Source organism: Methanomicrobium sp. (assembly GCF_055145805.1).
Genome location: NZ_JBSREC010000064.1, coordinates 1 through 13,179 on the forward strand (window position 1 = coordinate 1; position 13,179 = coordinate 13,179).

A 13,179-nucleotide genomic window follows, 5' to 3' on the forward strand; every position below is an offset into this window, starting at 1 on the left:
CATGAGAACTTAATATCAGTCTGACCAACACCGATATCAATCATGGAATTTCTTACTGCCTCAGGTTTTATTCCCCTTCTTGCAATCGCCTTTAAGGTTCCCAGGTGAATGTCATCCCACCCGGAATATTCTCCGGACTTTATGCCCTCTTTGATGGCAGTTGTTGATAAAACCACATCTCCGATAGACATCCTGCCGTAATGATGATACTCAGGAGGTATCCATCCGAGATAATCATAGATGTACTTCTGACGCCTTGTGTTTGCTATGTGATCCTTTCCCCGGATGACATGCGTAACTCCAAGCAGATGATCATCCAAAACAACCGAGAGATTCATCATCGGATATACTATCGCGTCTATCTTCGGGTGCGGCGGAGAGTCCACAACCCTGAATACAGAGAAGTCACGCATTGCAGGGTCAGGATGGTCAGTTTCTGTCTTAATTCGTACTGTGACTGTCCCTTCAGGATATTCACCTGCAAGCATATCCTCCCACATGGAGAGATTCTCCTCAATGGTATGAGAGCGGCACGGGCAGGCCTTTTTATTGTTCTTAAGCTCCCTGAAACTTTCTGAATCGCAGGTGCAGACATATGCACCCCCGATCTCCAGGAGTTTTCGGCCATACTCATAATATATCTCAAACCTGTCGCTCTGATAAACAGTCTCTGAAATTTTTAAGTCAAGCCACTCCACATCTTCAAGCAACAGCCCGTAGTTTTCAGGTTCGACCCTTCTCGGATCTGTATCCTCAATTCTGAGGATATAACGTCCGCCGTATTTTCGGACGTAATAATCATTAAGATATGCCGCACGGGCATGGCCAAGATGCAGAGGACCACTGGGATTGGGAGCGAAACGCATTACAACGCCGTTTTTACCCACATTTTTGAGTTCACGCAGACCTCTTACCTTCTCTTTCTTCTCTTTTTTCTGTGTGAGAAGTTCAGGTGCCATATCCTTTAGCATCGAAAGCCTCTCCTCAGGAGAGAGAGCTTCGACCTGCTTTAAGACTTCTGAAAGTATTGCAGACATCTCCTTTGCCTGCGGGCGAAACTCAGGATGCTTACCCATAAGCATTCCAAGAACAGTCCCTGCCTTTGGCACGCTGTTGTGCTCAACAGCATTGTGAAGAGCATGCGTCAGAAAAAATTTTCTTGGATCTAAAGACATCCTCTAAAAGCCTCTGCTGATAAAATAGTCTGTAATATCGCTGAGAAGCTGCCTCTCCTCACAGTCAGGGAGGACAGTCAGCATATCCTTTGCACGGGTAACATACTCCTGTGCTGTTTTTCTGACATCTGCTATGACACCTGCTGTTTCAAGCGCTGAAATTGCCTCGTCAATCTCCTCACCGGTAAGATTCGGCTTTCTGTATTTTGAAAGGTCAACGCCTGCTTCACGGGCCTTTATTGCAACAATAGTCTGTTTTCCTTCAGACAGATCAGATGCCCTGTCCTTTCCGCTTTTTTCACTGGATGCAATCATATCGATTAAGTCATCCTGAATCTGGAATGCAACACCACTATAATATCCCCAGTCATGAAGCGCCTGTACCTGCTTTATAGTGCCACCGGCGAGAGTCCCTCCTATGGCTGCTGATGCTGCGTAAAGTTTTCCGGTCTTTTTCCCGACCATGTCAATGTACTCGTAATCCAGAACATCATCGCGGCCTTCAAATGACATATCATCATGCTGACCCTGGCATATTTCAACACAGGTGCGGGCAAGAATTTCAACGCTCAGGACTTTGGCCTGACTGTCAGCAATAGACCTTGTGACAAGCTCAAATGCTTCTGCGTAAAGAACATCCCCTGCAAGAATTGCAGTAGGCATATCCCATTTACAGTGAACGGTAGGCACACCGCGGCGCTGCGAATCGTCATCCATTATGTCATCATGAACAAGAGTGAAGGTGTGTGTCACCTCAAGAGCAAGCGCTGCAGGGAAAAGTTCGCGTGAACATCCCTTTTTGACAAGATCTGCCGCAAGCATGACAACTGCCGGCCTTAACCTCTTCCCTCCGGCTGTAAGCAGATGGGCACTTGCCTTATTTAGCTGTCCGGGTGCCGAGCCAAAAAGGCGGTGAAGCTCAAGGTCAACATCCTCTGCAACTAATTCCAGATATTCTTCAAGTTTCATGTGAATTGTTCCTTTTAGATTTTTATTTTGTTACGCAGACTTTCATCCCGTTTCTTAAAAGATGTACATCATTGCCAAGAGTGTATCCACATTCAGCGGCGAGTCTTACGTATTCACCCGTCATATCAATGTCTCCGTGTGACGGGACGATATGCTGTGGATTTAAGAGATTTATGATCTCGTAATGATCCTCACGCTGTGCGTGACCGCTTACGTGAAGTCCTTCGAATATACGTGCCCCTTTCATCTTCAACAAAGTTTCCTGAAGATGTCTCTGACCATAGTTCATTGGATTCGGAATGACATTTGCACTGTAGAGAATTTTATCTCCCTTATCAATCCTGTAAGGCGTACTTCCTGCAGCAAGACGTGTCAGAATAGCTCCGGGTTCTCCCTGATGTCCTGTGACAATAGGAAGATATTTTTCCTTGCCTTCCTTCATCATACGACGCATGGCACGGTCAACGGTCTTTCTGTTTCCAAACATTGAAAGAGTCTCGGGAAAGCCGACAAGTTTTAACTGTTCGGCTGTTGAGGAATACCTTTCCATGGACCTTCCAAGGAGAACAGGTTTTCTTCCAATTTCGTGTGCACATTCTGCAATAGTCTTTACACGAGCGATATGGGATGAGAATGTACTTACTATCATTGCATTTTTGTCATCTTCGAAACTTGTCATTGTATCACGGACAAGTCTCTGTGCAACTCTCTCACTCGGGCATCTGCCAGGGAGTCTTACATTTGTACTCTCAATAATCAGAGCAATAACGCCTTCCTTTCCAAGTTCACGAAGACGTGCAAAATCTGGCGGATTTCCCAGAACAGGAGTCCTGTCAAGCTTAAAATCGTTTGCATAGACAATACATCCTTCAGGAGTGTGAAGTACTGCCATTGCAGTATCTATGATCGAATGCTGAACATTCACAAGCTCAATGCTCAGATCCTTTGAGATCTCAAATCTGTATTTTTTCCCGGAATTTAAGGCAAATACCTTGTTTGTAACTCCGAACTTCTTCTCACCTTCAATCTGCTGCTCAATTAATTTTGCAGTGTAGGGAGTCCCGATAATCGGTGCATTATACCTGTGCGCAAGTTTTGGTATTGCTCCGATATGATCAAGGTGTCCGTGTGTGCAGACAATTGCCTTTACACTGCCTTCCACCGTATTCATGATGGTATCGTCCGGGATTGCCTGCATCTCGATTAGATCAAGAGAATGCATATTTTCAACTTCTGCATCCTCGTGGATCATAATCCGGTCAAGTCGCAGACCCATATCAAATATTACAATTTCCTTACCGTAGCGTACGGCAGTCATGTTTCTGCCGACTTCATTATAACCGCCAACGGCTATTATTTCTACATCCATATTTTAATACTCCTTATATTTACTATGTAAATGAAACACCAGTTTCATCTGAATTTTTTATGTAAATCACTTCGTGATTTCTCATCAAAACGTGAGAAAATTTCATTTTTAACACGTTTTTTTAGAGATTTGTCATCTCTCTTGTTATTCCCGTAATGTATGTGCGAACCTTTGAAAGGTCACAGCAGTTTGCTGAACCTGTAAGATACATGGAGACAATAAGCTCTTGTTGAATCTTCTCAATCTCTGCCACCAGAGACTCGTAACTATTCATGCCGGGTTTTAGAAGCGGAAGAGCCATGCCTCCGAGACCTGCACCGAGCGCCAGGGCTTTTGCAATATCCATGCCGCTCCGAAGACCGCCTGTTGCGATAACAGGTTTATTTTTTTCTGCAATTTCAATTAAGGATACTGCTGTCGGAATACCCCAGTCTGAAAATTTTCTGCCGGTGTCTGCAAGGCTTTTTTCTTCTGCCCTTACTGCTTCCACAGCAGCCCATGAGGTTCCGCCAAGACCTCCGACATCAATTGCCGAAACTCCGGCGCCCCACAGTTTTTTTGCAGCCTCTTTAGAAATCCCGCATCCGGTCTCTTTTACTATAACTGAATATTTTGAAGACCGGCACAGATCTCTTATTGCATTAAGACAGCCATTTGAATCATGATCACCTTCAGGCTGTATCGCTTCCTGCAGGGGATTTAAATGGATACATATTGCCTGGGCATCAATCATTTCCACTGCTTTGTCAGCCCATTCGGGACCTTTATCGCATAGCTGTATAGCGCCAAGATTCCCACACAAAAACGCCTTTGGAGCTGCTTCCCTTACAATCGTAAAGCTGCCCTCAAGTTCAGGGTTTTCAAGCGCTGCACGCTGTGAACCTACACCCATGCCGATATTGAAATGCTCTGCCGCACAGGCAAGACGTCTGTTCACTTCAAGCGTGTCAGGATGACCACCTGTCATTGCTGCAATAAAAAGAGGCGAAGAAAGATTATACCCAAGGAATCTCACAGATGTATCTATAGATTCCATATCGCATTCAGGCAGTGCGTTGTGCACCAGTTTTACATCTTCAAAACCCGGGAGACCCGCCTCAATCTGCTTATCACAGCAGATTTCAAGGTGTTCTCTTTTGCGTGAAGATGTGTATTCTGATTTTTTTATTTTCTCCAACCCCTTTTCCCTGTTGTAAAAGGACTGCCGCAAAGATCCGATATGAAAACCTTTTTACTGAGAAATCCGCTTATTTGCAGATTTAACACAGGGTTCTCATATCTTCCCGGGCATTCCTGTCATCCGGGACCTTATTGGATTTTGCAGATATTTTGTCCTTATTCGGATATACCACATGTAATTTATGATCAAACAAAAGGCATCAGTTCAGAAGACCTTTTGATTATCAGTAATATCACTCTGTGGACAATTTTCCGGTGACAATCGTGCCACCGTGGTCGCGCCCGTCTAAGAAATCACCGGTTCTTGATACATGGAATATGTTTGATTCAATTCCCTTTTGTGCAAGTTCGAGAAGCTCGTTTATCTTACCCCTCATTCCACCGGTCACATCAGGATTCCCTGATTCATTTATATCGATAGTCCCGGCGGATACGGAATTGATACGTGGTATCACACAACCGCTCTTTAGTACACCCGGTACATCAGTTGCAAGCCCTATTCTGTCAACAGAGATATGGCCTGCAAGATAACTGATCAACTGATCTCCTGATACAATGCAGGCCCCCTTCTCCTGATCCATGGCGACATCGCCGTGAAGCACCGGTACAATGCCGTTTTTTACAAGAAGTTCTATTGGCCCGCATTCAAATGATATTAGACGTCCGTTTTTCGCAGTACATGCATCAAGCGGGTGGATTCCAACTGACTCCACTCCACTGGCACGAAGCGCATTCACCACTGCATCATTCAGTTTCCTGACAGCATGATGAGTGATAAATATACCTGCTTTATTTGTTTGATCTAAGCCCTTATCAAGGTGATGTTCCTTAGCCTCGGGATGGCCGCATGAACCTGCACCGTGAACAATTATAGGAAATATATCTTTTCTTGCAGCAATCTCCTGTGCAAGGGCAGATATTCTTTCCTTATCCACACTGCATCTGCCCGATTTATCGGTGATTACGCTCCCGCCCAGTTTTAAGATTATCCGCTCTGCCATTATCGTCCTCCCTTCTTGCTCCATCTGTATCAATCATTGTTATAAGAGCCCTTCCGTCTGCCGCCTCAATTGCCGATGCCACCTTACTTTTTGACCTTTTCGGGCAAAGTGCTATCATACATCCTCCTCCGCCGGCTCCGGTCATCTTTGCGCCATATGCACCTGCCTCACGCGATGCCAGTACAAGCCGCGTAAGTGCCGGATGACCTACCCCTAATGCCTCCAGCAGAGAATGATTGACATCCATATACCTGCCCAGTAATTTTAAATTGTTAAAATTGTGCATTGAACGTATCGTAACTGCTTCAATCGCATCAAGTATCGGGTCAACAACAAGCGGATTACTGGCCCGGAATTCTCCGACCATTGCCACAAGTTCGGATGTCTTATGGGAGACCAGGGTGTTGCCGATTACAATATTGAAGTTCTCCGGCGGAAGTCTCCTCCTTTTGCCATCCTTTATGAGAACAAGACCCCCATAAGCGGATACAAATGTATCTGTCGGACTTGCACGTCCCTTCTGGACTCTTTTTTCAATTTTATAGGCAATTGATGCTATATCTGATCGTGCCAGATCGAGCCTGAACTCGTCATTTATAGCCGAGAGCGTTGCAACTGCAACAGCAGCAGACGAACCCAGACCCGATGAACTCGGAAGCTGGGAATGAATGTAGACGCTTCCGGAAACCCCGGTCTCTTCAAAACACCCTTCAATATAGGGAGAGTTGACACGGGGAGGACTTCGGGATTTTCTGACTGTCACATAGACTCTCGGTTTTATAGCCATGGCCAGACCTGGTTTTCCGAAAACCACCGCATGCTCGCCAAATAAAAACACCTTGCCTGGTGCACTCCATGTAGCCATATGAATATTTACTCCACTGCTATTGCTGCATAACCGACTACCTGAGAGTAGTCTTTTGTGACATCCCCGCTTGTTGAATAATTAAGGAGCACTCCTTTTTTTGCCCCCTTCATCCTGCAGTACTCCGCCATCGCCGCTATTGGACCATACCCGCACGCGCTTATACCCTCATCAAATATGCGACGATAAAATTCTGCCGTATTGAGGTCTTTAAGCGCATCTATAGCATATTTATCATATTTATGGGCCTGTGGTTCAGGGATATAGTGCGAGAAGTCGGAAGATGCAACAACTATTACATCTGATTTTGTATCTGAAACAGTATTATATATTGCTTCTGCAATTGCAAGTGCATTTGTGCGGCTCTGGTTTCCCATCAGAACAGAAACCACCTTTGCATGAGGGAATCTGTATTTTATAAACGGCATCTGTACTTCAAGAGAATTTTCACTCTGACTATGTACAAAATTGTCCACTTTTATGTCCTGCGAGAGCCTCTTTGAAAGAACAGGGTTATTTTCAATAACACCAAGAGGAGTCTCCCATGAAAGCGTGGACATACAGTCAGGATATCCCGCATGACTTGGCCCGACAACTATAAATGTTCCTGAAAAACCGCTTTTTACAGATGAATAAGCATATGCGGATGTTTGCCCCGAATATGAGATACCTGCATGGGGAGATACAATACCAAGAGTGTTTCCGGCATAATCCAGAGAAACATTGTCAAAAAAAGCATTCAGCTGTTGTTTTAAAAAAGCAGGTTTGTCGGGATAAAACATCCCTGCGAGAGTCGCCCTGCGTGTCACCATAAAAGTGATTATACCCCTGAGAAGATTATAATTCTATCTCAAAATCTTCCTGGGCAAGTGATGTTGTAATTCCACGTGATTTTAAAATCTCCCTTGTAAGAAGGAAATAAATCATACTAAGGGCTTTTCTTCCCTTGTTATTGGTTGGAATTACAAGATCAATGTATTTTGTAATGTTGTTTGTATCACATAATGCAACTACAGGAATTCCGCTCTGTACAGCCTCGTTGATTGCCTGTGAATCACCGATAGGATCTGTTACAATTATTACATCAGGTTCAACGTACTGTCCGATTCTCTGATTTGTAAGCATACCGGGAATAAAACGTCCTACTTTTGACAGTCCACCGATTGCATCCGCAAATTTCTTTGCAGGGTACTGACCGTACTGACGGGAGGTGACTACAAGTACCTTTGCAGGATCAAATTTTGCAAGGAATTCTGAAGCAGTTCTGATACGTTCATCAGTCTGCTGGATATCTAGAATATATAAACCATCTCCACGTACGCGGTAGATGAATTTTTTCATATCCTGGCTCTTCTGCTGTGTCCCGATATGTACACCTGCAGCAAGGTACTCTTCAACGGGGACAAGTGATTCGTTAAGTTCTATTTCAATTTCATTTGCGTTCAATACATCAGCTCCTATAAATACTAATTTCTTTTAACGGTGATAGGTATGACACCTTTCTGGTACTCTTCAATTGCGATCTCAAGAGGATCTATCTTATCGCATTTTACCAGAACAGGAGCTCCCATAGATATCTGAAGGGAACGTGCTCCTACAATCCTGGCTCTTTCATATCGGGTGTATGATTCCATTTATGACTCCACAAATTTTTTTCAACTGCAATAATTTTTGGAAAATGGGGTCGCTGAGATTCGAACTCAGGTCACAGCATCCCGAACGCCATAGGATTCCAGGCTACCCCACGACCCCTCCGAAATTTATTGGTAAGGGTTGAGATCGTCAATGATCTCCTTATGTGTGAGCAGCATACGCCTGCAGCAATAGCGCTCAAGTCCGAGATCATCAAGGATCACTTTTGGATCCTCTCCAGCATCTCTGCGTCTCTTAAACTCTTCCCATTCAGTAGAAACAACTTTTCCACATGTGAAGCACCGGACTGGTATCATTTGATCTCTCCCTTATATTTTTAACAAGTCTAACGATAAGACTTCTGAAATTTGGCTCTTGCTCCGCGGCCATGCGGCTTTTTAGCTTCTTTCTGACGAGAATCATTGACAACAAGTGTCCTGTCATAGACAAGAAATGCGTCTTTGATCTTCGGGTCATTGTGCCATTCAACAATACCACGCGCAAGAGCGGTTCTTACAGCCTCTGCCTGACCCATGTATCCTCCGCCATTAACGTCAATGCTTGCATCAACGCCGTCAAGGATACCGGGGACTAAGAGAAGAGGCTCTGAAATCTTCATGCGCGAAAGCTCTGTTCCGTAGATCTCAAGAGGAACGGAGTTTATACGGACACGTCCGTTACCTTCCTTAAGAGTTGCACGGGCAATTGCTGTCTTTCTCTTACCACTTGTATTCACAACTTTAGACATATTTCATAACCCCCTTAGAACTTTGCTCCCAGGTTTTTGCTGATTGCACCGATTGTTACATACTTGGGTGTTGCAAGACCGTCAATATGAGCAGATTCGATTACTTCAACCTCTGCATCTGCAAACTGTACGGGGACACCGACATATGCCCTGACAAGCTTCAGTGCATCTGCACCGCGCTGTCTCTTGTATGGAAGCATACCCCTGATTGTACGTTTTACAATGTGTTCAGGTCTTCTTGGGTAGAACGGTCCGCCTTCTCTTGAACCGCGCTTGCGTGTTATGTCATAATCTTCAAAGACACTCTTCTTGGAACCGGAGATTACTACTAAATCTGCATTAATAATTGCAATTTCCTCTCCCTGAAGAGTTCTTTTTGCGACAACACTTGCAAGCCTTCCGAGACGAAGGTCTGTTCCATCTATTACGGTTACCATTTCCTTCACCTCAGAACTCTGACTTTTTTACCCTCGGGGTTGTTCTTTACGAGGTCTTCAATTGTCATACAGTTTCCGTTTGCATCTTTTATTTTTGTTGCAGCGGAGTCACTGAAATTCAGTGCGGCGACACTGACACCAGCTTCCAGAATGCCACTTCCAAGAACCTTACCAGGCACAATAACAGTTTCACCGTCACGGGCATATCTGTTTATTTTGCTCAGGTTAACTTCTGCGAAGTTGTTGCTGGGGGTTTCCAGTCTCTTTGCAATCTCACGCCATACGCCTGCTTCATTTGTCCTTGATGCTTCCTTAAGCATTGAAACCAGAGCACTATAGCGCGGATTTGTCTTTGCAGCTCTCTTCATTTTTAGATCGCTCCAGAAATATTGGCTAATACATCCACCAGACTTTCGGATTTACCTTTCAGATTGGAAAGTCCTCTTATGATAATCTCTTTTACATCCATCGAACCGTCGCTTTCCACGACAAAGATGAACTTTGAAGTGTCAGGTTCTATGTGAATTGCAGACTTTTCAATTCCGCTTGCCATACATGCTTTTACACAGAGCCTGCACATAGTGCAGAATTCAGGCATTCCGTCGATTACTTCAACGGACTTCTTGCTCAGCTTAAGAACATTGCGCGGGCATTGCTCAACACAGGCACCACAGGCATCGCAATTGTCATCAATAGTGATAACAGGATATGCTTTGTAGCCGCAGGCGAGTGTTGGCTGCCATTTTGCATGTGCAAGACCGGTGTTTAACTCCGCATGAGCTTCCAGAACCACTTTCTGTCCCTCTTCCAGTTTTACAATAGGAATATCGGGACTTACCGGTGATGCTTCCGGATTCTGTGCAAGTAAATCACTGGATTTGACCAGACATGGACCTTCGACACTGAGTGTATATATTGATTCACATACTGAGCACCCCTTGCCTTCGCAGGAGCACTCGGACTTCTGTTTGTATTCTGAAAGGTTTGTCCTGAGCGGGATAAGACCTAAGCGATGTGTAAGGATCTCATCAAAGAGTGCACTGTTATTATCATATATCATCACATCTTCGATTGCCAGTTTTGGCACCTCACCAATCATCGTCCTGCGGAAAGAATTTGCAAATCCCGAATTTGTATCGGAAATAACAAATTTTGCCACACAGCTCTCAAGTCTGCTGAATGCAATATCCATCAATCAGACTCTCCTTCCCCTTCTTCCACCCTTAGCACGGATGCTGTCGTGTGGAACGGGCGTTACATCCTCAATACGTCCAATACGGACACCTGCACGGGCAAGTGCACGAATTGCGGCCTGTGCTCCGGGACCAGGACTACGCTGTTTTCCCCTGCCCGGTGCACGCACCTTTACATGAAGACCGACAAAACCCTTGTCTCTTACTGCCTGGGCTATGTTCTGAGCCATCTGCATTGCGGCATATGGGGAACTTTCATTGCGTGCCTGCTTAACAACCATTCCACCGCTTGACTTTGTTACAGTCTCTGCGCCGGAAAGATCTGTGACTGTTATCACAGTGTTGTTAAATGAAGCATAGATATGAGCAACGCCCCATCTATCGTCTGCCATTATGTCCTGCCTCCTGAAATGATACGACCAAGCTCAGGATGAGCTTCGTTATTCAACGGAGATGTGCCGTAATATTGAATTGAAGACTCTTCGGATTTTCTTACGCGGTATCCGGGAATACTTACCTTTCTTCCCTCTACCGAGATATGTCCGTGTGTAATAAGCTGACGTGCCTGCTTTGGTGAGCGTGCAAGTCCCTTTCTGTACACAAGAGTCTGAAGACGGCGTTCAAGCTCTGTCTCAGTCTTCATTGCGAGAACGTCACCGACGCCCGCATTGTCTCCCAGAAGTCCGTAACGTGCAAGATGACCAAGAAGCTCTTCTTCTTTTCTTGCTAAAAGAACGTCATTTGCTGACGTTGACTTTAAAGCGAGAAGATCTCTTGCTCCACGGCGGTAACGTCTGAGCGTACTCTGGGCTTTCCAAAGTTCCCTTTTGTTACGGAGACCAAACTCAATTACGAGGCGGTTCTCCTCTTCAATACGGGACTTTTCGAAACGCCTTTTTGGCGTTTCATATGATTTGTGATTTTTACCCGGATATACCATTTATACCACCGTTCACTTCTTCTTCCTGCTGACGCCGACTGTACTTCCGCGTCTGCCTGTGGACTTGGTGCGCTGACCACGTACTTTCTGGCCTGTTTCGTGGCGTATACCACGGTAACATCGGATCTTCCTCATGCGGTTGATATCTTCATCAATCGCCATGCTGAGATCTGAACCAAGTAGCTGTTTTGCTTCACCTGTGTAAACATCCATCTGACGGTTAAGCATCCAGGCAGGAACACTGTCTTTGTATGTCGCAATGAAATCGCGTATACGCTGGACAGGTTCTTCGTCAAGGAAACCGAGTGTTGCACGGGGATCCACACCAGCCATCTTCGCGATGATTACAGCGGTGTGCATTCCTATACCCGGAAGTCCTGTCAGAGCAATCTGGACTGCTTTAGTACCGTCAAGATCGGCGTTTTCAATCCTAACAAAGTATTTAATCTCTTTTTCTTCCATTCAATAGCCTCACAGTGAGATTTGCTCAGAAGCGTTGAGGAGGGGATTTGAACCCCTGAGTCCCAAGGGACACGGGGTTAGCAACCCCGCGCCATGCCTGGCTTGGCGACCTCAACAGAGTAATCTCGCATCTTTCGACACTCGCAACACCAATGATTGTGTTGCTCCATGAATGTTGCTTATATAGATAAGCAGGAATGGATATTAAGGGTTGTGGTTTGGGAGTATATTTCTCCATGTTGGAAATTAAAAAGAATTGATAATACCGGTTGTTTTTTTTATGCAGGCTGTTTTTTTATTTTTTTAACAATCCACATGCCTGATATTCCACATATGTATTGGCTCTCATAATTTATTTATCATCTGCCTGATGTCAGGAATATTTTTCCGGATTAAATTTTTTGAAACAAGTCCCGAGACAACAACAGGAAGTGATATAGTTGCGTCACAGAAGCACTGGACATTGCAGCAGTCAGTCGTCTCCTTTCCCCAGCTGATAGCTTCCTCAAATGTACATCCCGAAAGACCTCCCCAGTGTGGCGAATCGGTTGTATATTGTATAGCATAATGATGTCCTTTTTTTCCGGCGTTGTGAATAGATGCAACAACCTGTGTCTGCTGGATGAAATTCTTTGGAACGCCGCCGCCGATATATATAACACCAGTTCTCTCAGAAGATTCCACAATCTTTGTTATTTCGTCGACATCAGCAATCTGGTCAACCGAGATATCAACACCCTTTCTTCTTGCCATTAAAAGACCGATTCCAATTGATGAATCACACAGCGCAGGAATAAAAACAGGAACACCCGCATCCGCACATGCAGATAAAACCGATCTGCCTTTCGGATTTTTATCCTTCACCCACTTACCAAGCCTTTCTGTGAAATCCCCCGAAGAACAGTTATAAGGAGAAATCTCTTCCGCAAATCCGGATATTGCAGAGTCCACATCCCTAAACTGCTCCTCATAGGCAAAGACATCATATATCCTGTCTATCCCTTTTGAGAAAAGTTCGGCGTCATCGACATGATGGTACCCCCTGTAATGATGAACATTAAGATGCTCACATGCATCATGAAACATATTTGCACCTGTTGATACAATTACATCCACATATCGTCTTTTTACAAGTTCGCGGATCACTTCCTGCATCCCTGCAGGAATCATCGCACCTGAAAGACCCAGCATTATAGTACAGGAATCATC

18 protein-coding genes and 2 tRNA genes are annotated in these 13,179 nt (G+C 44.9%); all 20 read right to left on the bottom strand.

Annotated features, from left to right (window positions below):
• Nucleotides 1-1,175, bottom strand: a 1,175-nt coding sequence (locus ACTB1O_RS06085; protein WP_462994249.1) for a glutamate--tRNA ligase, incomplete at its 3' end; no start/stop codon positions are given.
• Between the two features lie 3 nt (nucleotides 1,176-1,178).
• Entirely contained in the window at nucleotides 1,179-2,144 is a 966-nt protein-coding gene (locus tag ACTB1O_RS06090; protein WP_462994250.1) for a polyprenyl synthetase family protein, read from the bottom strand.
• 22 nt (nucleotides 2,145-2,166) lie between these two features.
• A complete protein-coding gene (locus ACTB1O_RS06095; protein ID WP_462994251.1) occupies nucleotides 2,167-3,513 on the bottom strand; it encodes an RNase J family beta-CASP ribonuclease in 1,347 nt (448 codons plus the stop codon).
• Between the two features lie 121 nt (nucleotides 3,514-3,634).
• Nucleotides 3,635-4,681, bottom strand: a complete 1,047-nt coding sequence (fni, locus tag ACTB1O_RS06100; RefSeq protein ID WP_462994266.1) for a type 2 isopentenyl-diphosphate Delta-isomerase — start codon at nucleotides 4,679-4,681, stop codon at nucleotides 3,635-3,637.
• Between the two features lie 244 nt (nucleotides 4,682-4,925).
• Nucleotides 4,926-5,693, bottom strand: coding sequence for an isopentenyl phosphate kinase (locus ACTB1O_RS06105; RefSeq protein WP_462994252.1), 768 nt, complete (start codon nucleotides 5,691-5,693; stop codon nucleotides 4,926-4,928).
• Complete coding sequence (gene mvk, locus ACTB1O_RS06110) at nucleotides 5,644-6,558, bottom strand: mevalonate kinase (protein WP_462994253.1); 915 nt, start codon at nucleotides 6,556-6,558, stop codon at nucleotides 5,644-5,646. Before mvk ends, ACTB1O_RS06105 begins: the two co-directional genes overlap by 50 nt.
• 8 nt (nucleotides 6,559-6,566) lie before the next feature.
• On the bottom strand, nucleotides 6,567-7,370 hold the full coding sequence (gene amrB / locus ACTB1O_RS06115; RefSeq protein WP_462994254.1) for an AmmeMemoRadiSam system protein B: 804 nt from the start codon (nucleotides 7,368-7,370) through the stop codon (nucleotides 6,567-6,569).
• A 25-nt stretch (nucleotides 7,371-7,395) separates the two neighbouring features.
• Nucleotides 7,396-8,004, bottom strand: a complete 609-nt coding sequence (rpsB, locus tag ACTB1O_RS06120; RefSeq protein WP_462994255.1) for a 30S ribosomal protein S2 — start codon at nucleotides 8,002-8,004, stop codon at nucleotides 7,396-7,398.
• A 20-nt stretch (nucleotides 8,005-8,024) separates the two neighbouring features.
• The gene (locus ACTB1O_RS06125) at nucleotides 8,025-8,192 is read right to left on the bottom strand and encodes a DNA-directed RNA polymerase subunit K (RefSeq protein ID WP_462994256.1); all 168 of its coding nucleotides are present in this window, start codon (nucleotides 8,190-8,192) and stop codon (nucleotides 8,025-8,027) included.
• A 45-nt stretch (nucleotides 8,193-8,237) separates the two neighbouring features.
• Nucleotides 8,238-8,310 (bottom strand) — tRNA-Pro (locus ACTB1O_RS06130).
• Nucleotides 8,311-8,318: 8 nt separating this feature from the next.
• Nucleotides 8,319-8,507 (bottom strand): DNA-directed RNA polymerase subunit N, encoded by a 189-nt coding sequence (locus tag ACTB1O_RS06135; RefSeq protein ID WP_462994257.1) that lies wholly within the window; start codon nucleotides 8,505-8,507, stop codon nucleotides 8,319-8,321.
• A gap of 29 nt (nucleotides 8,508-8,536) precedes the next feature.
• Entirely contained in the window at nucleotides 8,537-8,938 is a 402-nt protein-coding gene (locus tag ACTB1O_RS06140) for a 30S ribosomal protein S9 (RefSeq protein ID WP_462994258.1), read from the bottom strand.
• Between the two features lie 14 nt (nucleotides 8,939-8,952).
• Nucleotides 8,953-9,375, bottom strand: a complete 423-nt coding sequence (locus tag ACTB1O_RS06145) for a 50S ribosomal protein L13 (RefSeq protein WP_462994259.1) — start codon at nucleotides 9,373-9,375, stop codon at nucleotides 8,953-8,955.
• Nucleotides 9,376-9,380: 5 nt separating this feature from the next.
• Complete coding sequence (locus ACTB1O_RS06150; protein WP_462994260.1) at nucleotides 9,381-9,743, bottom strand: 50S ribosomal protein L18e; 363 nt, start codon at nucleotides 9,741-9,743, stop codon at nucleotides 9,381-9,383.
• Nucleotides 9,744-9,745: 2 nt separating this feature from the next.
• Nucleotides 9,746-10,567, bottom strand: coding sequence for a DNA-directed RNA polymerase subunit D (locus ACTB1O_RS06155; protein ID WP_462994261.1), 822 nt, complete (start codon nucleotides 10,565-10,567; stop codon nucleotides 9,746-9,748).
• A gap of 3 nt (nucleotides 10,568-10,570) precedes the next feature.
• Nucleotides 10,571-10,960, bottom strand: coding sequence for a 30S ribosomal protein S11 (locus ACTB1O_RS06160; protein ID WP_462994262.1), 390 nt, complete (start codon nucleotides 10,958-10,960; stop codon nucleotides 10,571-10,573).
• The gene (locus ACTB1O_RS06165) at nucleotides 10,960-11,508 is read right to left on the bottom strand and encodes a 30S ribosomal protein S4 (protein ID WP_462994263.1); all 549 of its coding nucleotides are present in this window, start codon (nucleotides 11,506-11,508) and stop codon (nucleotides 10,960-10,962) included. Before ACTB1O_RS06165 ends, ACTB1O_RS06160 begins: the two co-directional genes overlap by 1 nt.
• Nucleotides 11,509-11,520: 12 nt before the next feature.
• Nucleotides 11,521-11,970, bottom strand: coding sequence for a 30S ribosomal protein S13 (locus ACTB1O_RS06170; RefSeq protein WP_462994264.1), 450 nt, complete (start codon nucleotides 11,968-11,970; stop codon nucleotides 11,521-11,523).
• A 32-nt stretch (nucleotides 11,971-12,002) separates the two neighbouring features.
• A tRNA-Ser gene (locus ACTB1O_RS06175) sits at nucleotides 12,003-12,086 on the bottom strand.
• Between the two features lie 229 nt (nucleotides 12,087-12,315).
• A partial coding sequence (locus ACTB1O_RS06180) for a deoxyhypusine synthase (RefSeq protein WP_462994265.1) occupies nucleotides 12,316-13,179 on the bottom strand: 864 nt, incomplete at its 5' end.

Bases quoted from the DNA above. Each gene is read 5' to 3' on its own strand.
- ACTB1O_RS06160 (WP_462994262.1), bottom strand. From the start codon at position 10,960: ATGGCAGACGATAGATGGGGCGTTGCTCATATCTATGCTTCATTTAAC.
- ACTB1O_RS06145 (WP_462994259.1), bottom strand. From the start codon at position 9,375: ATGGTAACCGTAATAGATGGAACAGACCTTCGTCTCGGAAGGCTTGCA.
- mvk (WP_462994253.1), bottom strand. From the start codon at position 6,558: ATGGCTACATGGAGTGCACCAGGCAAGGTGTTTTTATTTGGCGAGCAT.
- ACTB1O_RS06140 (WP_462994258.1), bottom strand. From the start codon at position 8,938: ATGTCTAAAGTTGTGAATACAAGTGGTAAGAGAAAGACAGCAATTGCC.
- ACTB1O_RS06155 (WP_462994261.1), bottom strand. From the start codon at position 10,567: ATGGATATTGCATTCAGCAGACTTGAGAGCTGTGTGGCAAAATTTGTT.
- amrB (WP_462994254.1), bottom strand. From the start codon at position 7,370: ATGGTGACACGCAGGGCGACTCTCGCAGGGATGTTTTATCCCGACAAA.
- ACTB1O_RS06090 (WP_462994250.1), bottom strand. From the start codon at position 2,144: ATGAAACTTGAAGAATATCTGGAATTAGTTGCAGAGGATGTTGACCTT.
- ACTB1O_RS06125 (WP_462994256.1), bottom strand. From the start codon at position 8,192: ATGGAATCATACACCCGATATGAAAGAGCCAGGATTGTAGGAGCACGT.
- ACTB1O_RS06135 (WP_462994257.1), bottom strand. From the start codon at position 8,507: ATGATACCAGTCCGGTGCTTCACATGTGGAAAAGTTGTTTCTACTGAA.
- ACTB1O_RS06095 (WP_462994251.1), bottom strand. From the start codon at position 3,513: ATGGATGTAGAAATAATAGCCGTTGGCGGTTATAATGAAGTCGGCAGA.
- ACTB1O_RS06150 (WP_462994260.1), bottom strand. From the start codon at position 9,743: ATGAAGAGAGCTGCAAAGACAAATCCGCGCTATAGTGCTCTGGTTTCA.
- ACTB1O_RS06105 (WP_462994252.1), bottom strand. From the start codon at position 5,693: ATGGCAGAGCGGATAATCTTAAAACTGGGCGGGAGCGTAATCACCGAT.
- ACTB1O_RS06165 (WP_462994263.1), bottom strand. From the start codon at position 11,508: ATGGTATATCCGGGTAAAAATCACAAATCATATGAAACGCCAAAAAGG.
- ACTB1O_RS06170 (WP_462994264.1), bottom strand. From the start codon at position 11,970: ATGGAAGAAAAAGAGATTAAATACTTTGTTAGGATTGAAAACGCCGAT.